The sequence below is a fragment of the Streptomyces siamensis genome (assembly GCF_039543605.1).
Taxonomy (GTDB): Bacteria; Actinomycetota; Actinomycetes; order Streptomycetales; family Streptomycetaceae; genus Streptomyces; species Streptomyces siamensis.
In genome coordinates, this window is the sequence record NZ_BAABKB010000013.1 from 181,998 (window position 1) to 204,508 (window position 22,511).

Annotated in this window: 14 protein-coding genes; 10 read left to right on the top strand and 4 right to left on the bottom strand. The window is 70.4% G+C overall.

The window, feature by feature from the left end; all coding sequences use genetic code 11:
* Positions 1–78: 78 nt before the first annotated feature.
* Together lon and ABEB03_RS19545 are read right to left on the bottom strand one after the other, a co-directional pair.
* Positions 79–2,493 carry an endopeptidase La gene (lon, locus tag ABEB03_RS19540; RefSeq protein ID WP_345650427.1) on the bottom strand — a complete coding sequence of 805 codons (2,415 nt, stop codon included), beginning with the start codon at positions 2,491–2,493 and terminating at the stop codon, positions 79–81.
* A gap of 236 nt (positions 2,494–2,729) precedes the next feature.
* On the bottom strand, positions 2,730–3,572 hold the full coding sequence (locus ABEB03_RS19545) for a rhomboid-like protein (RefSeq protein ID WP_345650430.1): 843 nt from the start codon (positions 3,570–3,572) through the stop codon (positions 2,730–2,732).
* A gap of 357 nt (positions 3,573–3,929) precedes the next feature.
* Between ABEB03_RS19545 and ABEB03_RS19550 the strand changes: the two genes are divergently transcribed.
* From ABEB03_RS19550 to glgX, 7 genes are all read left to right on the top strand, one after another.
* Positions 3,930–4,607 (top strand): spermine/spermidine synthase domain-containing protein, encoded by a 678-nt coding sequence (locus ABEB03_RS19550; protein WP_345650433.1) that lies wholly within the window; start codon positions 3,930–3,932, stop codon positions 4,605–4,607.
* 113 nt (positions 4,608–4,720) lie between these two features.
* Positions 4,721–5,458 carry a response regulator transcription factor gene (locus ABEB03_RS19555; RefSeq protein ID WP_028802127.1) on the top strand — a complete coding sequence of 246 codons (738 nt, stop codon included), beginning with the start codon at positions 4,721–4,723 and terminating at the stop codon, positions 5,456–5,458.
* 35 nt (positions 5,459–5,493) lie between these two features.
* A complete protein-coding gene (locus ABEB03_RS19560) occupies positions 5,494–6,639 on the top strand; it encodes a HAMP domain-containing sensor histidine kinase (RefSeq protein WP_345650439.1) in 1,146 nt (381 codons plus the stop codon).
* Between the two features lie 281 nt (positions 6,640–6,920).
* Entirely contained in the window at positions 6,921–10,715 is a 3,795-nt protein-coding gene (locus tag ABEB03_RS19565) for a multifunctional oxoglutarate decarboxylase/oxoglutarate dehydrogenase thiamine pyrophosphate-binding subunit/dihydrolipoyllysine-residue succinyltransferase subunit (RefSeq protein ID WP_345650443.1), read from the top strand.
* A gap of 236 nt (positions 10,716–10,951) precedes the next feature.
* On the top strand, positions 10,952–12,292 hold the full coding sequence (locus ABEB03_RS19570; RefSeq protein ID WP_345650446.1) for an NDP-sugar synthase: 1,341 nt from the start codon (positions 10,952–10,954) through the stop codon (positions 12,290–12,292).
* A 20-nt stretch (positions 12,293–12,312) separates the two neighbouring features.
* Positions 12,313–12,768, top strand: coding sequence for an NAD(P)H-binding protein (locus ABEB03_RS19575; RefSeq protein WP_345650449.1), 456 nt, complete (start codon positions 12,313–12,315; stop codon positions 12,766–12,768).
* A 123-nt stretch (positions 12,769–12,891) separates the two neighbouring features.
* Complete coding sequence (gene glgX, locus ABEB03_RS19580) at positions 12,892–14,997, top strand: glycogen debranching protein GlgX (RefSeq protein ID WP_345650452.1); 2,106 nt, start codon at positions 12,892–12,894, stop codon at positions 14,995–14,997.
* Between the two features lie 32 nt (positions 14,998–15,029).
* Here the strand turns inward: glgX and ABEB03_RS19585 are convergent, their stop codons facing one another.
* A complete protein-coding gene (locus ABEB03_RS19585; RefSeq protein ID WP_345650454.1) occupies positions 15,030–16,736 on the bottom strand; it encodes an ABC transporter family substrate-binding protein in 1,707 nt (568 codons plus the stop codon).
* 126 nt (positions 16,737–16,862) lie between these two features.
* On the opposite strand from ABEB03_RS19585, the gene ABEB03_RS19590 reads away from it, so the two are divergent.
* From ABEB03_RS19590 to ABEB03_RS19600, 3 genes are read left to right on the top strand one after another with little or no spacing between them, the layout of a single operon-like run.
* Positions 16,863–17,846 carry an ABC transporter permease gene (locus ABEB03_RS19590; protein WP_345650456.1) on the top strand — a complete coding sequence of 328 codons (984 nt, stop codon included), beginning with the start codon at positions 16,863–16,865 and terminating at the stop codon, positions 17,844–17,846.
* Entirely contained in the window at positions 17,843–18,691 is an 849-nt protein-coding gene (locus tag ABEB03_RS19595) for an ABC transporter permease (RefSeq protein WP_345650459.1), read from the top strand. Before ABEB03_RS19590 ends, ABEB03_RS19595 begins: the two co-directional genes overlap by 4 nt.
* Entirely contained in the window at positions 18,688–20,904 is a 2,217-nt protein-coding gene (locus ABEB03_RS19600) for an ABC transporter ATP-binding protein (protein WP_345650462.1), read from the top strand. Before ABEB03_RS19595 ends, ABEB03_RS19600 begins: the two co-directional genes overlap by 4 nt.
* 34 nt (positions 20,905–20,938) lie before the next feature.
* On the opposite strand, the gene glgA is transcribed toward ABEB03_RS19600, so the two are convergent.
* A complete protein-coding gene (gene glgA, locus ABEB03_RS19605; RefSeq protein ID WP_345650465.1) occupies positions 20,939–22,156 on the bottom strand; it encodes a glycogen synthase in 1,218 nt (405 codons plus the stop codon).
* Positions 22,157–22,511 lie beyond the last annotated feature (355 nt).

The window sequence follows — 22,511 nt, forward strand, 5'->3', positions numbered from 1 at the left end:
GGCTCCCTCACGGACCCGGGCCTTCCCGTACCGGACGCACCGGCGGCGGCCGTCACGCCACCACCGGTGCCTCCGGGGTCATGCCGCGAGCGGTACCCGCGGGCTCGCGCCGTTCGTCGCCGGGGCGAGGGCCAGTTCGAGGACCTGGCGGACGTCCGTGACGGCGTGGACGTCGAGCTTCTCCAGGACCTCGGCCGGGACGTCGTCCAGGTCGGCCTCGTTGCGCTTCGGGATGATCACCGTGGTGACACCCGCCCGGTGCGCGGCGAGCAGCTTCTGCTTCACGCCGCCGATCGGCAGCACCCGACCGGTCAGGGAGACCTCACCGGTCATCGCCACGTCCGTGCGGACCAGACGGCCCGACAGGAGGGACGCCAGCGCCGTCGTCATGGTGACGCCCGCGCTCGGCCCGTCCTTGGGGACCGCGCCCGCCGGGAAGTGGATGTGCACACCCCGGTCCTTCAGGTCGCCGACCGGCAGCTCCAGCTCGGCGCCGTGGCTGCGCAGGAAGGACAGCGCGATCTGCGCCGACTCCTTCATCACGTCGCCCAGCTGACCGGTCAGGGTCAGCCCGGCCGCGCCCGTCTCCGGGTCGGCGAGCGACGCCTCCACGAAGAGCACGTCGCCGCCGGCGCCCGTGACGGCCAGACCGGTCGCCACACCGGGCACCGCGGTGCGGCGCTCGGCCGGGTCCTGGGCGGACTCGGGCACGTGGTGCGGCCGTCCGATGAGACCGCGCAGGTCCGCCTCGGTCACCGTGAACGGCAGCTCGCGCTCACCCAGTTCGTGCTGGGCCGCGACCTTGCGCAGCAGTCGCGCGACGGCCCGCTCCATGTTGCGCACGCCCGCTTCCCGCGTGTACTCGCCGGCCAGCTTGCGCAGCGCACCCTCGTCGAGGGTGACCTCGTCCGGCTTGAGACCGGCCCGCTCCAGCTGACGCGGGAGCAGGTGGTCCCGGGCGATGACGACCTTCTCGTCCTCGGTGTAGCCGTCGAGGCGGACCAGCTCCATACGGTCGAGCAGGGCCTCCGGGATGGCTTCGAGCACGTTGGCCGTGGCCAGGAACACCACGTCGCTGAGGTCGAGTTCGACCTCCAGGTAGTGGTCGCGGAACGTGTGGTTCTGTGCCGGGTCGAGCACTTCGAGCAGCGCCGCGGCCGGGTCGCCGCGGAAGTCCGACCCCACCTTGTCGATCTCGTCCAGCAGGACCACCGGGTTCATGGACCCGGCCTCCTTGATGGCACGGACGACACGGCCGGGCAGCGCTCCGACGTAGGTACGCCGGTGGCCGCGGATCTCCGCCTCGTCCCGGACACCGCCGAGGGCGACGCGGACGAACTTGCGGCCCATCGCGTGCGCCACGGACTCGCCGAGCGAGGTCTTGCCGACGCCGGGCGGGCCGACGAGGGCGAGCACGGCACCGCCGCGACGTCCGCCGACCACTCCGAGACCGCGCTCGGAGCGGCGCTTGCGCACGGCGAGGTACTCGGTGATGCGCTCCTTCACGTCCTCCAGACCGGCGTGCTCGGCGTCCAGCAGCGCCTTCGCGCCCTGGATGTCGTACTGGTCCTCGGTCCGCTCGTTCCACGGCAGTTCGAGGACGGTGTCGAGCCAGGTCCTGATCCAGCTGCCCTCGGGCGACTGGTCACTGGACCGCTCCAGCTTCTCGACCTCCTTGAGCGCGGCCTCGCGGACGTTCTCCGGAAGATCGGCGGCCTCGACGCGGGCACGGTAGTCGTCGGACTCGTCCTCGGGGGACTCGCCCTTCAGATCGCGCAGCTCCTTGCGCACGGCCTCCAGCTGGCGCCGCAGCAGGAACTCGCGCTGCTGCTTGTCGACGCCCTCCTGCACGTCCTTGGCGATGGACTCGGCGACATCCTGCTCGGCGAGGTGCTCGCGGAGCTGCTCGGTGGCCAGCTTCAGCCGGGCCACCGGGTCGGCGGTCTCCAGCAGCTCCACCTTCTGCTCGATGGAGAGGAACGGGGAGTAACCGGAATTGTCGGCAAGGGCGGAAACATCGTCGATCTGCTGCACGCGGTCCACCACCTGCCAGGCACCGCGCTTGCGCAGCCAGCTGGTGGCGAGGGCCTTGTATTCCTTGACCAGGTCGGCGACCCGGCCGGGCAGGGGCTCGGGCAGGGTCTCGTCGACCCGGGTGCCCTCCACCCACAGTGCGGCACCGGGGCCCGTCGTCCCCGCGCCGACCTTCACACGCCCGCGCCCCCGGATCAGCGCGCCCGGGTCGCCGTCGGCCAGGCGGCCGACCTGCTCGACGGTGCCGAGCACGCCGGTGCCCGCGTACGTCCCGTCGATCCGTGGAACCAGCAGCACCTGCGGCTTGCCGGGCGTCGAACGGGCGGCGGCCTGGGCGGCCTCCACCGCGGCGCGTACATCGGTGTCGTTCAGGTCCAGCGGAACCACCATTCCGGGCAGCACGACCTCGTCATCGAGCGGCAGCACGGGCAAGGTGAGCGGTGTGGACGTCGAAGCCATGATCTCCCCTTCGGCAGTCAAGTTGAGCTATGCCGACTCAATGCTGGGCTGGCTTCGATTGTTCCCCGGGTTCCGTTCGCTGTGAGCGATCGCTCATTTCCGGGCCCGGCCCGGGGGCCCGCCGACGGCGGTTCGCCGGGGGAATGCCTGGTGAAGCCGATGGTCGGCGCCGGGCGAGGACCGTGGTCCGCGATCGGCCGAGGGCCTTGGTCGGCGGCGCCGGTCGACTCCGGTGCTCACGGTGCCGCCCGCGCCGCCCGCGCGCGCCGCACCAGGGGCCACGTGGAGATCCCCACGGCGAGGGCCATCAGGTGTCCCCACTCGGTCATGGGGTCGGTGAAGGAGAGCAGGTCCCCGACCAGCATCGCGCCGAAGCCGGTCAGGAGCGGCACGCGCAGCCACGGGGACAGCAGTCCGGCGAGCGCGCCGACGCTCGCGGCGACGCCGAAGCTGATGCCGTAGTCGAGGCGGTGCAGAGAGCTGCCGGGCAGGTGGCCGGCCAGGACCGCGAGACCGACGGGCATCTCGGTGGCCAGCGTGGCGGCCATGTGCCCGAGCAGGAAGACACCGGCCGCGCGCAGGCCGCCGGTCCGCCGCTCCAGCGCGGTGAGGACGAGGAGGAAGCCGATCGCGTACGGGGAGGTGACGCCCCCGGCGATCCACAGCGCGCTGGCGATCAGCACGAGCATCGGGTGGGCCGCGAGGTGTGCCACGTCCGTACTGGAGCCCTGGTGCAGCGCGTGCACGAGGGAGGGGTCCACGTGGCCGGCGGCGACCGAGACGGCCGCCAGGACGAGCGCGTAGGTGAAGGTGAAGGGCGTACCTGCGGGCGTGGGCAGCAGTTCCCGCAGGCGCCGGGCCGGGACCCGTGCCGCAGCCCCGTCGACTGCGGCCCCTGCCGTGGCCGCAGGCGGTGCCGTCGCCGGGTCCCGTCCGGGCACCCGGTCCGTGACCGGCGTGGACGCCGCACCGTGGCCGGCGCGCTGGCGGGGCACGCCGCCGAGCGCGTCGCCGAGGGGTGCACCCACCTCCGGGTGGGCAGGCGCGGTGTCGGCCCGCTCTGCTGTGCTGCGTTCCACGGCTGTGCTCCGGTCCACGGTGCGGCCTTGTGTCGCGCCCCACCCTTCGCGTCCCGGGCGCCACTGTCCATGCCCCTCGCCACGACCGTCGCCGCGCGCGGGCCCGCCACGGCACGTCCGCGGGGTCCGGTGCGGAGTCCCGGCCCGCGCGGCCACCGGGGCCGTCGGACCGGGCGGCCCGCGCCCCACCGGGACACGTTCGGATGAATACCCGGGCAGCCCCGGCCGGCCGTCGCGCCGGAGGCCGGCGACGGCATTCCCCGTCGCCGGGTCCGGCGCCGGGCGTCCCCCGCGGTCACCGCCCCGGATACCGAAAATTCGCAGGCCCGTCCCGGCGGAAGTGCCAGGATGAGGTCCATGGCCACCTCGTACGACACTCCTGTAGTCATCGACCGCAGCGAGGGCCCCTACGGCGAGGTCGTGCTGCGGCGACACGGAGCGCTGCTGCAGATCATCGCCAACGGGTGCTTCCTGATGGACACTTCCGACGGCCGCTCGGAGCGTCTGCTCGTCGACGCCGCGTACGACGCCCTGGACGGGCGCCCGGATCCCGACGTGCTCATCGGGGGTCTCGGGGTCGGGTTCTCGCTCGCACACGCCGCCGCCGATCCGCGCTGGGGGCGCATCACCGTCGTCGAGCGCGAGCCCGCCGTCATCGGCTGGCACCGGGCCGGCCCCCTGGGCGAGTTGTCCGCGGCGGCTCTCGCCGACCCGCGCACGGACATCGTCGAGGCCGACCTGCTCGCCTACGTCAATGAGACATCCGACACGTACGACGCGCTCTGCCTGGACATCGACAACGGACCCGACTGGACGGTCACCGAGAGCAACGACGGGCTGTACGCGAACGCCGGACTCGCAAGCTGCGCAAGGGTGTTGAGGCCCGGCGGAGTACTCGCGGTCTGGTCGGCCCAGCCCTCTCCGGAATTTGAAGGAACCTTGCGGAATGCCGGGTTCCAACGGGTGCGTACCGAAGAGATCCCGGTTGCCCGGGGCGTTCCGGACGTCGTGCATCTCGCGGTCAGGCCTGGATAGCCGCGGCACGGTGACTGCCCGTACTCTGCTTCCCTGACGCGGATCATTCAAGCGTCAAGCGCAGTCATGGGATCACCCCACGGATTCCGGAAAGCACACCTCAGGGGCGGGCGATGGAGCAGACACACACCTCCCAAAACGGCACGGCGGCGACTCCGGGCGCTCAGCGCCGGGTGCTGGTGGTCGAGGACGACCCGACGATCGTCGACGCCATCGCAGCCCGCCTGCGTGCCGAGGGATTCCTGGTGCAGACCGCGGGCGACGGCCCGGCGGCCGTCGACACCGCCGAGGCCTGGCAGCCCGACCTGCTGATCCTCGACATCATGCTGCCCGGCTTCGACGGCCTGGAGGTCTGCCGCCGCGTGCAGGCCCAGCGCCCGGTGCCGGTGCTGATGCTCACCGCGCGCGACGACGAGACCGACATGCTGGTCGGGCTCGGCGTCGGCGCCGACGACTACATGACGAAGCCGTTCTCGATGCGCGAGCTGGCCGCCCGCGTGCACGTCCTGCTGCGGCGGGTCGAGCGCGCCGTGGTCGCGGCGTCGACGCCGCGCAGCGGCATCCTGCGGCTCGGCGAGCTGGAGATCGACCACGCGCAGCGCCGGGTCCGGGTCCGTTCGGAGGACGTGCACCTGACGCCCACCGAGTTCGACCTCCTGGTCTGCCTGGCGAACACCCCGCGCGCGGTACTCTCGCGCGAGCAGCTGCTCGCCGAGGTGTGGGACTGGGCGGACGCTTCCGGGACCCGCACCGTGGACAGCCACATCAAGGCCCTGCGCCGGAAGATCGGCGCCGAGCGGATCCGCACGGTCCACGGTGTCGGCTACGCGCTGGAGACCCCGACTCCCTGAGCCGGGTCGTCGGGACCTTCGAGGGGGCTGATGTGATGAGCGGGCTCGGGGAGCGCGGAGGCGGCCGGCGCGAGTTCGGCCGGCACGAGTTCGAAGAGCGCAGGAGCGTGAGCCCCTGGGGCGGCCTGCGGCCCTTCTCGATCAAGACGAAGCTCGGCACGCTCGTCGTCGTCGCCGTGTTCATCACGACCGGGCTGTCGATGATCGCGGTGCACACCAAGACCGAGCTGCGCTTCATCACGGTCTTCTCGATGATCGCCACGCTGCTGATCACGCAGTTCGTGGCGCATTCGCTCACCGCCCCGCTGGACGAGATGAACGCGGTCGCCCGGTACATCTCGCACGGCGACTACACGCGCCGGGTGAGCGACAACCGCCGCGACGAGCTCGGCGACCTGGCCGAGACGATCAATCTCATGGCCGACGAGCTGGAGGCCCAGGACCGCCAGCGCAAGGAGCTCGTGGCGAATGTCTCGCACGAGCTGCGCACCCCCATCGCGGGTCTGCGCGCCGTCCTGGAGAACGTCGTGGACGGCGTCTCCGCCGCGGACCCCGAGACGATGCGTACGGCCCTGAAGCAGACGGAGCGGCTGGGGCGGCTCGTGGAGACGCTGCTGGACCTGTCGCGGCTGGACAACGGCGTGGTGCCGCTGCACAAGCGGCGCTTCGAGGTCTGGCCGTATCTGTCGGGCGTGCTCAAGGAGGCCAACATGGTGTCCTCCGCGCGCGGGGGCATCGCCTCGGGCTCCGGCAGCCACACGCGCACCGACGTGCATCTGCACCTCGACGTGTCGCCGCCCGAGCTGACCGCGCACGCGGACCCGGAGCGGATCCACCAGGTGGTGGCGAATCTCATCGACAACGCGGTCAAGCACAGCCCGCCGCACGGCCGGGTGACGGTCAAGGCACGGCGCGGCGACTACCCGGAGTCGCTGGCCCTGGAGATCCTGGACGAGGGTCCGGGCATCCCGAAGTCGGAGTGGCACCGCGTCTTCGAGCGGTTCAACCGGGGCGGGGTGCCCGCGCCGCACGGTCCGGGCAGCGACGGCGGCACCGGACTGGGCCTGGCGATCGCGCGCTGGGCGGTCGATCTGCACGGCGGCCGGATCGGTGTGGCCGAATCTCAGCGGGGTTGCCGGATTCAGGTCACCCTTCCGGGTCTCCCCTCTCTGCCAAGTTGACGTAAAGTTCGAACCGGAGCCACAAGATCCATCCGTGTCGGCGCTGGCGGACACGTGTGATCAGGCAGAGGGCCGCGTGAGGACTGCCGCGACCCTGAGTCGACGTACCCATTCCGCACCGGAACCTCGCTTGTTTCCCGCCATTTCCATGCCCGAAACACGCTTTCCGATGTGACTTACACGACGTTGGACGGGCCCGGCCTGACCTTCTCGGCCATGGGGGCGTAGCCTTTATTTCCGCTGTCCATCACCTTGTGAAGCGGAAGAGGGCGGTTGCCGCCGTGTCGCCACAGTCCCCCAGTAACTCGAGCATCTCCACCGACGACCAAGCCGGGAAGAACCCCGCTGCTGCGTTCGGTCCCAATGAGTGGCTCGTCGACGAGATCTATCAGCAGTACCTCCAGGACCCGAATTCGGTAGACCGTGCCTGGTGGGACTTCTTCGCCGACTACAAGCCGGGGGCGGCTGCCGCCTCGGCTCCGGCGGGTACTGCGGCCGCGGGGGCCGCAGGAACCACGATCACGCCGGCTCCGGCCGCGCCCGCGGCCCCTGCCGCGCCCGCCGCACCCGCGGCTCCGGCCAGGACCGCTCCGGCGGCTCCCGCGCCCGCTCCCGCGGCCCCGAAGCCCGCGGCCGCCGCCCCGGCTCCCGCGAAGGCCGCCCCGGCCGCCGCCAAGCCGAAGGCCGCCGAGGCCACCGCGGCCACCGGAGGCCCCGAGCTCGTCACGCTGCGCGGCCCCGCCGCCGCGGTCGCGAAGAACATGAACGCCTCCCTGGAGCTGCCCACGGCCACGTCCGTGCGCGCGGTCCCGGTGAAGCTGCTCTTCGACAACCGCATCGTGATCAACAACCACCTGAAGCGTGCCCGGGGCGGGAAGATCTCCTTCACCCACCTCATCGGCTACGCGATGGTGCAGGCCATCAAGGCCATGCCGTCGATGAACCACTCCTTCGCGGAGAAGGACGGCAAGCCGACCCTGGTCAAGCCGGAGCACGTCAACTTCGGTCTCGCCATCGACCTGGTGAAGCCCAACGGCGACCGCCAGCTCGTCGTCGCCGGCATCAAGAAGGCCGAGACGCTGAACTTCTTCGAGTTCTGGCAGGCCTACGAGGACATCGTCCGCCGCGCCCGTGACGGCAAGCTGACGATGGACGACTTCACCGGTGTCACGGTCTCCCTGACCAACCCCGGCGGCCTCGGCACCGTCCACTCCGTGCCGCGTCTGATGCCCGGCCAGTCGGTCATCATGGGCGTCGGCTCCATGGACTACCCGGCGGAGTTCCAGGGCACCTCCCAGGACACCCTGAACAAGCTCGGCATCTCGAAGGTCATGACGCTCACGTCGACCTACGACCACCGGGTGATCCAGGGCGCCGCCTCCGGCGAGTTCCTGCGCATCGTCGCGAACCTGCTGCTCGGCGAGAACGGCTTCTTCGACGAGATCTTCGAGTCGCTGCGGATCCCCTACGAGCCGGTCCGCTGGCTCAAGGACATCGACGCCAGCCACGACGACGACGTCACCAAGGCCGCCCGCGTCTTCGAGCTGATCCACTCCTACCGGGTCCGCGGCCACGTCATGGCCGACACCGACCCGCTGGAGTACAAGCAGCGCAAGCACCCCGACCTGGACATCACCGAGCACGGGCTCACCCTGTGGGACCTGGAGCGCGAGTTCGCGGTCGGCGGCTTCTCGGGCAAGTCCCTGATGAAGCTGCGCGACATCCTCGGCGTGCTGCGCGACTCGTACTGCCGCACCACCGGCATCGAGTTCATGCACATCCAGGACCCGAAGCAGCGCAAGTGGATCCAGGACCGCATCGAGCGCCCGCACTCCAAGCCGGAGCGCGAGGAGCAGCTGCGCATCCTGCGCCGGCTGAACTCCGCCGAGGCCTTCGAGACCTTCCTGCAGACGAAGTACGTCGGCCAGAAGCGCTTCTCCCTGGAGGGCGGCGAGTCCGTCATCCCGCTGCTCGACGCGGTGATCGACTCCGCGGCCGAGTCGCGCCTGGACGAGGTCGTCATCGGCATGGCCCACCGCGGCCGCCTGAACGTCCTCGCGAACATCGTCGGCAAGTCGTACGCGCAGATCTTCCGCGAGTTCGAGGGCAACCTCGACCCGAAGTCGATGCACGGCTCCGGCGACGTGAAGTACCACCTGGGCGCCCGGGGCACCTTCACCGGCCTGGACGGCGAGCAGATCGCCGTCTCGCTGGCCGCGAACCCGTCCCACCTGGAGACCGTCGACCCGGTCATCGAGGGCATCACCCGCGCCAAGCAGGACATCATCAACAAGGGCGGCACGGACTTCACGGTCCTGCCGGTCGCCCTGCACGGTGACGCGGCCTTCGCCGGCCAGGGTGTGGTGGCCGAGACGCTCAACATGTCGCAGCTGCGCGGCTACCGCACGGGCGGCACGGTCCACATCGTCATCAACAACCAGGTCGGCTTCACCGCCGCCCCGGAGTCGTCGCGCTCGTCCATGTACGCCACCGACGTGGCCCGCATGATCGAGGCGCCGATCTTCCACGTGAACGGCGACGACCCCGAGGCCGTCGTCCGCGTCGCTCGCCTGGCCTTCGAGTTCCGCCAGGCGTTCAACAAGGACGTCGTCATCGACCTGATCTGCTACCGCCGCCGCGGACACAACGAGTCCGACAACCCGGCGTTCACGCAGCCGCTGATGTACGACCTGATCGACAAGAAGCGCTCGGTGCGCAAGCTCTACACCGAGTCCCTGATCGGTCGCGGCGACATCACCCTGGAAGAGGCCGAGCAGGCGCTGCAGGACTTCCAGGGCCAGCTGGAGAAGGTCTTCACCGAGGTCCGCGAGGCGATCTCGGCCCCGGCCGAGGCGCACGTGCCCGACCCGCAGGCCGAGTTCCCGGTGGCCGTGCAGACCGCGGTCTCCCAGGAGATCGTGAAGCGGATCGCCGAGTCCCAGGTCAACATCCCCGACCACGTCACGGTCCACCCGCGTCTGCTGCCGCAGCTCCAGCGCCGGGCCGCGATGATCGAGGACGACACGATCGACTGGGGCATGGGCGAGACCCTCGCCATCGGTTCGCTGCTCCTGGAGGGCACCCCGGTCCGCCTGTCGGGCCAGGACTCCCGCCGCGGCACCTTCGGCCAGCGTCACGCGGTGCTGATCGACCGGGTCACGGGCGAGGACTTCACCCCGCTCCAGTACCTCTCGGACGAGCAGGCCCGTCTGAACGTCTACGACTCGCTGCTCTCCGAGTACGCGGTCATGGGCTTCGAGTACGGCTACTCGCTGGCCCGCCCGGACGCGCTGGTCATGTGGGAGGCGCAGTTCGGCGACTTCGTCAACGGCGCGCAGACCGTCGTCGACGAGTACATCTCGGCCGCCGAGCAGAAGTGGGGCCAGACGTCCGGCGTCACCCTGCTGCTCCCGCACGGCTACGAAGGCCAGGGCCCGGACCACTCCTCGGCCCGCATCGAGCGCTTCCTCCAGCTGTGCGCGCAGAACAACATGACGGTCGCCCAGCCGACCCTGCCGTCGAACTACTTCCACCTCCTGCGGTGGCAGGTGCACAACCCGCACCACAAGCCGCTGGTGGTCTTCACCCCGAAGTCGATGCTGCGTCTCAAGGCCGCCGCGTCGAAGACGGAGGAGTTCACCACGGGTGCCTTCCGCCCCGTCATCGGCGACGACTCGGTCGACGCCGCGGCGGTCCGCAAGGTCGTCTTCTGCGCCGGCAAGCTGTACTACGACCTCGAGGCCGAGCGGAAGAAGCGCGGTGTCACGGACACGGCGATCATCCGCATCGAGCGCCTCTACCCGCTGCCGGGTGCCGAGCTCCAGGCGGAGGTCAACAAGTACCCGAACGCCGAGAAGTACCTGTGGGCCCAGGAGGAGCCGGCGAACCAGGGTGCCTGGCCGTTCATCGCGCTCAACCTGATCGACCACCTCGACCTGGCGGTCGGCGCGGACGTCCCGCACGGCGAGCGCCTGCGCCGGATCTCGCGTCCGCACTCCTCCTCCCCCGCCGTCGGTTCCGCGAAGCGGCACCAGGCGGAGCAGGAGCAGCTGGTCCGTGAGGTGTACGAGGCCTAGTCCTCGGAGCACGACAGCCCGAAGGGCCCGGTGCCCGATCCCCGTCCGCGGGGTTCGGCACCGGGCCCTTCGGGCTTTGCGCGCGCGGCCCGGGCCACGGGCCGCCGGGCGTCCTGGGGAGCCGCCCCGGCACACATGCGGAAGCAGCCCACCCTCTTGACAAGAAACTTGACTGAGGATGACTGCGACTGTTGAAATTGCTGCATCGGGAAGTCGGTCGAGGAGACAGGACAGCGATGGGGGACGACAGCACAGTCGGCATCATCCTGGCCGGCGGCCGGGGGGAGAGGGCGAAGCCCATCACCCTGCAGTCCGCCGACTACATCCGCAGCAAGGCACTCATCCCGTTCGCCGGCAGACCGCTCATCGAGTGGATCGTCGAGTCCTGCCGTGACCAGGGCATCCGTTGCTTCTACGTGGTGGCGCAGGGAGCGGAGAACCGCAGTCAGATCAAGCTCGTCCTCGGCCACGGCGAGCGCTACGGCGTGGAGATCGACTACTCGCGGGCCCGCTTCGACCAGTACAACGTGGGCTCCGGGGCGGCCACGCTGCACAATCTGGAGCAATGGAACCTGACCGGCTCCGCGCTTGTCATGCCCGTTGACTCGCTGTTCGACTACTCGCTCGACGACCTGCGGGCCACCCACGAGGCGACCGACGCGGTGGTCACCGTGGCGGCCGTCCCCCGCACCCCGGAGGAGATCGCGGGGAAGTACGGCGTCATGCGGACCACCCGCGACGGCCTCGTCTCGGGGTTCCTGGAGAAGCCCCGACTGGGCCGTATCCACGAGGAGTTCGCCAGCACCGGACTTCCGTGGGCGTCGTCCACGCTGCCCACCAACGCCGGGATGTACCTGATCGACTGCGCCCGGCTGCGGCTCGCCGCGCGCACCCCCGAGCTGATCCGGCTCGCCCAGCAGCGTCTGGACTGGGGGCACGACCTGCTGCCCTGGCTGGTGGGTCACGATCAGCCGGTGGCGGTCGAACCCATCGCGCGCCTGGGCGACCTGGGCAGCATCGGCGACTACCTCGGCACGCTCGGCGAGGCCCTCAACGGCCTCTACCCGTACATGAACCGCGCGCTCGGCGCCCCGCTCAGCGAGAAGCCGCGCTACTGGATCCACGAGACGAGCCTGCGCACCAAGGACAGCGTGAGCGGCACGACCCTCGCCCAGAAGATCGCCGAGGGCAGCGTCGTCCTCGGCCCCGGGGTGCGTATCGGACGGCACGCCGAGATCGGCACCGGCGTCCACCTCCGGTACACGGACATCGGCGACGGTGTCGACGTCGCCGAAGGCGTACGGCTGGACCGGACCGTGATCGGCGACGGAGCCGTCATCGGCCCGCACGCGCACATCAGCGACTCGTACGTCGGCCCGATGGTCCAGGTGCAGTCGGACCGCCGTGCTCCGGTCCGGCTGGAACAGCACACCGCGGTCGGGGACGGCGCGCACCTGTGGCCGGGCACCCGGCTCTCCGGGGTCAGTGTCTATCCGCGGCTGCGCGTCCCCGCCCTGTCGGGGGTGCCCGCCGGCACCCAGCTCACCAGCTCGGACGACGTGTTGCAGTGGATATGAAGCCCGCTCAGGAGAGTCCCGTGAAGAGTCCCATCGCCGTCATCGGCGGCGCCGGCAGCGTGGCCCGGCTCGTCACACGCGAGCTGATGGCGCGGGGTGAGACCATCCGCGTCATCGGCCGCAGCACCCTGCGCGCCCACCGTCATCTGCCGCCGCTGGCCCAGTACTTCCTGGCCGACCTGCGGCGGCCCGAGACCCTGCGCACCCCGCTGCACGGCTGCGGGGCCGTCGTCTACGCCGTGGAGCCGGGCCCCGACGCCCCGGGGGACTCCATGGAGGCCGGGGTCGTCAACACGCTGGACGTGCTGCGGAGCGGGGCCGTCCCCGGGAAGCCGCGGTTCGTCCTGCTCAGCCGCGCGGACGAGGCCGCGGTGCGCGCGTCGGGGCTGCCCTGCACGGTGGTGCGGCCCGGCCGGCTCACCGAGCAGGACCTCGCCGAGGCCTGCGTCGAAGCCGTGTACCGCCCCACCGTCTGAGGGTTCCGACCGGCCCGGTTCACCCCGGGCGTCACGCGACCAGCGCGACCGACCATCCGCACATCAGCGAGGCAGATGACCAGGGGTGACTCGACATCCCTGTCATGAGACCGGGGAGAGATCATGACCGAGGCGCCGGACATCACAGCAGGACGTCCGCAGCCGCTGGGCAGCACCGTGGACGCGGACGGCGTCAACTTCTCCGTCTTCTCGGAGCACGCGACACGTGTCGACCTGCTGCTCTTCGACCACTGCGACGACCCCGAACCCTCCCGCACCGTACAGCTCCACGCGGAGACCCACCGCAGCTTCCACTTCTGGCACTGCCACGTCGGCGGCATCGGCGCGGGGCAGGTCTACGCGTACCGCATGGACGGCCCCCACGACACGAGCAGGTCGGGTACGCGGTTCGACCACCGCAAGGTGCTGCTGGACCCGTACGCCCGGGCCAACATCAACAGCCGCTGGGACCGCACCGCCGCCATCGGCCTGGAGGACAATGTCGCGCACTCCATGCGCAGTCTGGTCGTCGACCTCGACGACTACGACTGGGAGGGCGACCGGCCGCTGCGGCTCCCGATGGCGGAGACCGTCCTGTACGAGATGCACGTGCGCGGTCTGACCGCGTCGTCGACCTCGCGCGCGGCGAGCCCCGGCACCTTCTCCGCGGTGATCGAGAAGATTCCGTACCTGAAGGAACTGGGGATCACCGCCGTCGAGTTGCTGCCCGTCTTCGACTTCGACGAGACGCAGGTGCTGCGCGTCGGCCCGGACGGCGAGCGGCTGCCCAACTACTGGGGCTACGACCCCTACGGCTTCTTCGCGCCACACACCGGCTACTGCACCTCACCCCATCTGAACACGCACATCAGCGAGTTCAGGGACATGGTGAAGGCCTTCCACAAGGCGGGCATCGAGGTCATCCTCGACGTCGTCTTCAACCACACCAGCGAGGGCAACGAGTTCGGCCCGACCATCAGTTTCCGCGGCCAGGCCAACGAGGCGTACTACCACCTGTGGCCGCAGGACCGCAGCCACTACATGGACTTCACGGGCTGCGGCAACGCTGTCAACGCCAACCATCCCTTCGTCTCCAAGTTCATCGTCGAGTCCCTGGAGTACTGGGTCACCGAGCATCACGTCGACGGCTTCCGCTTCGACCTGGCCTCGGAACTGTCCCGCGGCGACAAGGGCTACGAGATGGCCGTGCCGCCCGTGCTGTGGGCGATCGAGCTGTCGAAGGTGCTCGCCGAGACGAAGATCATCGCGGAGCCCTGGGACGGCGGCGGGCTCTATCAGGTGGGCCGGTTCCCCGGAAAGCGCTGGTCCCAGTGGAACGGGCCGTTCCGCGACGACGTGCGCCGCTTCGTCCGCGGCGACGCCGGACTCGTCGGAGAGGTGGCCAAGCGGCTCGGCGGCTCGGAGGACCTCTTCGGCCCGCAGAACGAACTGCCCACCAACAGCATCAACTTCATCACCTGCCACGACGGCTTCACCCTCAACGACCTGGTGTCGTACGACCACAAGCACAACTACGCCAACGGAGAGGCCGAGGCCGACGGCGCGAACGAGAACTTCAGCTGGAACTGCGGGGTCGAGGGCCCCAGCGAGGAGCACGACGTCGAGCGGCTGCGGGTACGGCAGATCAAGAACCTGCTGTCCGTGCTGATGCTGAGCCGCGGTGTGCCGATGCTGCTGGCCGGCGACGAGTTCCGCAACAGCCAGGGCGGCAACAACAACGCCTACTGCCAGGACAACGCGACGTCCTGGCTGGACTGGGACCAGGCCGAGAAGGAGCAGGAGACCAAGGACTTCACCCGCCGGATCATCGAGCTGCGCCGGCGCTACCGCACCTTCCGCGAGGCCCGGTTCTTCAACGGGCACCTCAACGCGCGGCGGCTGCCCGACGTCACCTGGCACGGAACCCGGCTGGAGCAGCCCGGCTGGGAGGACACCAACGCCCGGGTGCTGGCCTGCACGCTCGGCGGGTTCGAGGGCGATCCCGACCTGCATATGATCCTGAACATGTACCACCTGGGGCTGGACTTCGAGCTGCCCCGGATACGCGGCCACCGGTGGCACCGCGTCCTCGACACGGCCTGCCGAGGACCGCACGACGTCCTCGCGGAGGGCCGGGAGGAGCCGGTCGACGGCCACTCCCTGCACGCGAACGGCCGCAGTGTGGTTCTCCTCGTGTCCCTGCCGGACGACACGGACGGCTCCCGGTGACGACCTGAGGGGGTGCCCTCGGCGGTGGTTCCTCAGCCGCCGGGGGCGCCCTTCACCCAGCCGACCTCGGCGAAGTCGATGTCGCCGAGTCCCGGGACGCCGAAGTTGGCGAGGCCCTTGCGCACGGCCATCACCTGGGGGCGCTGGTAGAGCTCGACGTCGTGGCCGAGCCGCCATATCTCGGCGTCCGCCTGGTTGTAGAGCTGAGTGGCGCGGGTCCGGTCGAGGGTGCCGGCGGCCTGCTTGAGCAGGTGGTCCAGCTTCGCGTCGGAGACCCGCCCGTAGTTCAGGTAGGCCTGGTCGCCCTTGGGCTGCTGGTAGATCGACACGGTGGAGCTGGGGTAGACGAGCCCGGTGAAGCGGAAGATCACCATGTCGAAGTTGCCGGTGAACAGGTATTTGGGCCCGTAGTCGTTGGCCGGCACCTTCGTGATGTCCACCATGATGCCCACTTGGGCGAGCATCTGCTGGACCAGCTGGGCGAGGTCGAGGCCGAGGCGGTTGGTCGCGTTGCTCAGCACGAACCGCAGCCGCAGTTCCTTGCCGTCCTTGACCCGTGGCCGGCCCTCGCCCCGGTTCTTCCAGCCCGCCCGGTCCAGGATCCGCCCGGCCTCCGCCAGGTCGTACTTGCCCCACGGTGCGGAGTGGTCGACGTAGCCGGGCTGGTTGGTCATGAAGATGTGGTTGCCGAGGAGCGGGACTCCGACGGGCAGTCCTTCGGCGGCGACGTCCGCGAGAGCCTGCCGGTTCACGGCCCGCTGGACCGCGTGCCGGACGTCGATGTCGGACAGCGGACCGCCGGCGCCGTTGAGGGACACATGGACCTCGTCCCAGGCCGAACCGATCCTGATGTCGCTGTTCTTGGCGCCCTTGAGCTTCCCGTAGTCCTCCGTGGTCGCCGCGTTGACCGCGTCGATCTCTCCGTTGAGGTAGGCCTGCTGGGCGGCGGCGGGCAGCAGCGTACGGAAGATGACCTTGTCGAGCCGCGGTGGCGTACCCCACCAGTGCGGATCGGGCACCGCGGTGACGGTCTGCTCCGTGCGGTCGATCGACGCGATCCTGAAGGGGCCCGCGGTGACCGGGATCCGGTTGACCCAGCCCTTGTTGAACTGCTCCGGGGTGCCGATGGCGGCGGCCGGGAAGAGCGGTGTGAACAGGCGCTGCCAGTCGGCGTACGGGGTGCGGAAGACCACCTTCACCTCGTGCGGCCCGGCTCCCTGCCGCACCTCCTCGATCCGGTCGTACCCGGAGGGATCGGCGATGTTGTACCGCTCGTCGCCGGTGCCGAGGGCCCGCCACTGGGCCTCGAAGTCCGTCGCGGACAGCGGCCTCCCGTCGGACCAGCGGGCCTTGGGGTTCAGCCGGTAGGTCACGGTCTGCGGTGAGCTGGAGGTGAGGGTCGCCGAAGCGAGGTAGTCCGGGTTGGCGTGCGGGACGCCCTTCGCGTCGAGGTGGAAGAGGACGGGTTCCACCAGGCTGTCGATCTGCGCGACCTGGTCGACGGCGCCGTCGGTCTGGTTGTAGTTGTACTGCGTGGCCCACTGCGGAGTCGCCAGCGTGAAGGTGCCGCCCTTGCGCAGCTCGCTCGCGGGACGGGCGTTGATGTCCTGTGTGCCGAACTCGACCGGCTTCGACGGGGTTCCTCCGTCGGGATGCGCGCCTCCGGAGGAGGTACATCCCGCCAGCAGGACCGTCATCGCCAGACCGAACCCGAGCCACACCCGACGCAAACGCCCCACACCAGCTCCTTCACTGACATTGAGGTGAACTGGGCGAACTGATCTACGATTTACGCGCGGAGACCATAGCATTGCCGAGTGTCACACCGGTGAAGCCCATGACCCCCACTGACCATGAGGAGTCGCATGGTCGGCCGCCTGTCCCAGCGTCTCATCCACAGCGCCATCCTGCTCGTGGTCTCGACCCTTCTGTCGTACCTCGTCAGTTCCGCCGCACTCGAACCGCGGGCGTACTTCGCGGACCGCCAACCGCCGCCTCCCGCGGCCTCCGTCGACCGCGAACTCGCCTCTTTGGGGCTCGACGAACGAGAGCCGGTCCTGCACCGGTTCGCGCACTGGTCCTGGCACGCGCTGCACGGCGACCTCGGACGCACCATCGACGGCGCCTCGGTCAACGACGAGTTCGGCCGCCGGGTGGGCGTCTCGGTGCGGCTGCTGCTCATCGGCACGCTCGTCGGCACCGGGCTCGGCGTCCTGGCGGGGGTGTGGGCCGCGGTGCGCAGAGGTCGGCTGCCGGACCGGATGCTGACGGTCTTCTCCTTCCTCGTGCTCTCGGTGCCCACCTTCGTACTGGCCCTGCTGCTCAAGGACGGAGCGCTGCAGCTGAACCAGGCCGTGGGCCACACGGTCATCCGCTACACGGGCGAGAGCACTCCGGGCCGCTCCGGCGGCCTGCTCTCCCATCTCCAGGACAGAGCAGGCCACTTGGTACTGCCGGCGGCCACGGTCGCACTCGGCTCGATCGCGTCCTACAGCCGCTACCAGCGCGGGGCCACCCTGGACGTGCTGGGCTCCGACCACCTGCGCACGGCCCAGGCCAAGGGACTCACCCCCGGCAGGGCCCTGCTGCGGCACGGGCTGCGGACCTCGCTCATCCCGATGACCACCTTCTTCTCCTTCGGGTTCCTCACCCTGTTCACCGGTTCGGTCTTCGCCGAGCAGATCTTCGGCTGGCCCGGCATGGGCAGCTGGTTCATGGACGCGGCGCAGAAGGGCGACGTCAACTCGGTCGTCGCGGTCAATCTGTTCGCGTCCGTGACGGTCCTGCTGGCGGGCCTCGTCGCCGACGTCCTGCTCGTCGTGCTCGACCCGAGGGTGCGGCGCGGGTGACGCCGGGACTGCGCGGCCTGGCCCGCTCACCGCGTGCCGTCGCCGGCGCGGTGCTGATCGTCGCCCTCTTCCTGCTCGCCTTCGTGGGTCCCCACCTCACCTCCTGGAGCCACACCGACGTGGACTACACCGCGCTGCGGTCCGCACCGAGCACCCGGCACTGGTTCGGCACCAGCCGGATCGGCCAGGACGTCTTCGCACAGACGGTCCGCGGTCTGCAGAAGTCCCTGCTCATCGGGCTGTTCGTCGCCCTGTTCAGTACGGGGCTGGCCGCGGCCGTCGGCACCTGCGCGGGGTACTTCGGCGGCTGGACGGACCGCCTGCTGATGTTCCTGGTCGACCTGCTCCTGGTGATACCCGGTTTCCTGGTCCTGGTCGTCGTGGCGCCGTCGCTGCGCGACGCGGGCTGGATGGCCTTCGTGGGGCTGCTCGCCGCGCTGGGCTGGATGCTCACGGCGCGGGCCGTGCGCGCCATGACGCTCTCGCTGAAGGAACGCCCCTACGTCGTCGCCGCACGGCACATGGGCGTCCGGCCCTTCCTGATCATCCGGCGCCATGTCGTGCCGCACATGGCGTCCTTCCTGATCACCCACGCGACCATCGCGGTGGCGGGCGCGGTGATCAGCGAGACGGGCCTTTCCTACTTCGGCTTCGGGGTGCAGCCGCCGGACGTCTCCCTGGGCACGCTGATCGCCGACAGCACGGACGTGGCCCTCACCTATCCGTGGATGTTCTTCTTCCCGACCGGTCTGCTGCTCTGCTTCGTCCTCGCCGTGAATCTCGTGGGCGAGGCGCTGCGTGACGCGCTCGACCCGGTGGCGGTTCGCGCGGAGGTACGCGCATGACGAGGAGCGCGATACTCGAAGTCCGCGACCTGCACGTCTCGTTGCCGGGCGGGCGCCGGTCCGCACCCGTTCCGGTCGTCCGCGGCGTGAGCCTCACCTTGCGCGCCGGCGAGGTCCTCGGCCTCGTCGGGGAATCGGGGGCGGGCAAGTCCATGACCGCGCTCTCGCTGCTCGGGCTCACCCCGCCCGGTGCCGTCGTCCGCGGCTCGGTCCGGCTGCTCGGCACCGAACTCGTCGGGCTCCCCGTACGGGAGCTGGCGCAGCAGCGCGGGCGTCGGATCGCCATGGTGTTCCAGGACCCGCTGACCGCCTTCACTCCGGTGCGGCGCATCGGGGACCAGATCGGCGAGGCACTCCGCATCCACCAACGGCCCCGCCCGACGCGGGAGTCGGCACTGCGCCGTGCCGTCGGGCTGCTGGAGAGCGTGGGCGTGCCCGAGCCGGACCGGGCCGCCCGCGCGTACCCGCACGAACTGTCCGGCGGTCTGCGCCAGCGGGCCATGATCGCGATGGCCGTCGCCAACCGCCCCGACGTCATCGTCGCGGACGAACCCACCAGCGCCCTCGACGTCACCGTGCAGGCGCAGGTGCTCGACGCCCTCGCGGTGGCCCGCAAGGCGACCGGCGCCGCACTGCTCCTGGTCAGTCACGACCTGGGCGTGATCGCCGGCGCGGCCGACCGGGTGGCGGTCATGTACGCCGGACGCATCGTGGAGTCGGCGCCGGTGGACGATCTGTTCTCCCGCCCCCGGATGCCGTACACCCTGGGCCTGATCGGCTCGGTCCCCCGGCTGGACGACGTGGGGACACTCACCCCGGTCCCGGGCACGCCCCCCGCGCCCGGGACCGCACCGCCGGGCTGTTCCTTCGCACCGAGGTGCCCGATCGCGGACGCGCACTGCGAGCAGGCGGAGCCTCCGCTGGCCCGCGTGTCCGGGGCGACCGCCGCGACGGTGCCGGGCGTCGGGGACCGCCATCTGGCCGCCTGCTTCCACACCGGCACGACCGCCAGGCACACCGCGCAGGAGCTGTTCCCCCCGTCGGTACCGGGCGAACGGTCCGGCGGGCCGGTCGCCGGGTCCGGGTCGGGGGCCGGCGCGGCCAAGGCGGCGGTCGCCGGGGCGAAGGCGACGGCCCCCGGACTGAGGCCGGGGGCGGACCAGGTGCTGCGGATCACCGGGCTCACCAAGAGCTACCCGCTCCCCCGCCGTTCCGGCCTCCGCCTGCGCCGCCGCCCCGTGGAGGCCCTGCACGCCGTGGAGGGGGCGGACCTGGACGTCCGGCGCGGGGAGACCGTCGCCCTGGTGGGCGAGTCGGGCGCCGGCAAGTCCACCACGCTGTCCGAGGTCATCGCGTTCGCGGCGCCCGAGGCCGGCCGCATCGAGATACTCGGCCACGACATGGCGCACCTGCGCCGGGCGGACGTACGGGGGCTGCGCGGTCGCGTCCAGCTGGTCCTTCAGGACCCCATGGCCGCCCTCGACCCGCGGATGACGGTGGGCGCCATCATCGCCGAACCGCTGCTCGCCCAGCGGACCGACAAGGCGCGGGCCGCCGCCCGCACACCGGAGCTGCTCCGGCAGGTCGGCCTCGACCCCTCCGCCGCCGGACGCTATCCCCACGAGTTCTCCGGCGGCCAGCGCCAGCGCATCGCCTTCGCCCGCGCCCTGGCCGTCGAGCCGGAACTGCTGCTCCTGGACGAGCCGGTCTCCGCGCTCGACGTCTCCGTGCAGGCCGGGATCCTGGAGTTGCTGCGCCGGCTCCAGCGGGATCTCGGCCCCGCCTGCCTCTTCGTCACGCACGACCTGGCGGTGGTGCGGCAGATCGCGGACCGGCTGGTGGTGATGTACGGAGGCCGGACCATCGAATCCGGGGGCGTCACCGAGGTGTTCGCCCGGCCCCGGCACCCGTACACCAAGGCCCTGTTGTCCGCGGTCCCGCTGCCCGACCCGCGTGCCGAGCGGGCCCGTGAGCGGATCATCCTGCCCGGTGACCCGCCCAGGGCCGGGGAACGCACGGCCGGCTGTCTGTTCCGTGCGCGCTGCCCGGTGTACCAGGGAGCGGCGCCCGAGGCGCGTGCCCTGTGCGAGCGGGAGACGCCCGAGCCGGCCGGCCGGAGCGCCGACGACCCGCACGTGGCGGCCTGCCATTTCCCCTACCCGGACGGCAAAGCGCCCCTTCGACACCGGCCGGCGTCGAAGGGGCAGCTCTGAAGCATCGAGCGGGACGCCTGGCCGGCGCCCTGGTTCACCGTGCGGAGAGGACGTCCTGATAGACGTCCATCGTCCGCTCGGCTGCGCGGTCCCACGAGAACTCCTCGACCGCCCGCGCCCGGCCCGCTGTCCCCAAGGCAGCGGCCCGTACGGGATCGTCGAGCAGTTCCCCGACCGCCGCGGCCAGTCCGGCCGCGAACTTCTCCGGATCCCGTGGCTCGCCCGAGGCATCGGAATGTGCCTCGAACCCGACCAGCGTTCCGGTCGTCCCGTCGTCGACGACCTCAGGGATCCCGCCGACCGCGGACGCCACCACGGGCGTACCGCACGCCATCGCCTCCAGGTTCACGATGCCCATCGGTTCGTACAGCGAAGGGCACACGAACACGGTTGCGTGGGTCAGCAGTTGTCGTACCGACGTCGTGTCCAGCATCCCGTCGATGCGGATCACTCCGTCCCGTTCCCTGCGCAGTTCCTCTACGAGCGCCGCCACCTCGGCGGCGATCTCGGGTGTGTCCGGCCGGCCGCAGCACAGCACGAGCTGGGCGTCCGGCGGCAGGTCGAACGCCGCGCGCAGCAGGTGCGGCAGTCCCTTCTGCCGGGTGACCCTGCCCACGAACAGCACGATCGGCCTGTCCTCGGCGATCCCGAAGCGGCGGAGCGCCTCGGTGCCGTGATCGGCTCTGTACTCCCTTGTGTCGATGCCGTTGTGGATCACCCGGACCCGCGCCGGCGACACCTCCGGGTAGACCCGGAGGATGTCCTCCCGCATCGCGGCGGAGACCGCGACGACCTGGTCGGCAGACTCGACGGCGGTGCGCTCCATCCAGCACGAGAGCGCGTACCCGCCTCCCAACTGCTCGGCCTTCCAGGGGCGTAGTGGTTCCAGGCTGTGCATCGTCACGACGTGCGGTACCCCGTGCAGCAGTCCCGCGAGATGGCCGGCCATGTTGGCGTACCACGTGTGGCTGTGCACGACTCCCGTACCGGCACAGTCACCCGCCATCGCCAGGTCGGCCCCGAGGAACTTCAGCGCCCCGTCGGCGTAGGCGAGTTCCTCGGGCGGTCGATACGCTTCCACGTCCGGTGCCGGCCTGGGGGCTCCCAGGCATCGCACCCTCACATCGGTGAGCCTGCGCAGGCTCCTGGTCAGTTCGGTGACGTGGACACCCGCTCCGCCGTATATTTCGGGCGGGTATTCGCGGGTGAGGATGTCTACACGGGGCGATGCGCCGCTGTCAGCAGCACACACAGCAGAGGGGTTTCACCGTCGCACTGGGTGCCCCGATAATCGCTGCGTTTGCGGACCCCTCGGAAGCCGAGGCGAATGCGCTGGAAGAAACACCGAGCGCACAGATCAGAGAAGCGGCGAACAGAAAGAAACGCCTTCTCATTACTTCACCTTTCAATCCACGGCGAATTGACTCCATGAGTCAAGTTCATCTGACTCAGTGAGTCAAGTTTTGATTTGGTAAAGGATGATCTTTAGTTGAAATCGGAATATCCGAATCCACTTTGAATGACCACCTCCAGCTTTGCTGCGCAAAGAGCGACATTGATTGACGCGTGCCACCGCGTCGAACGAGTTGACTTTTTGACAAACGTCG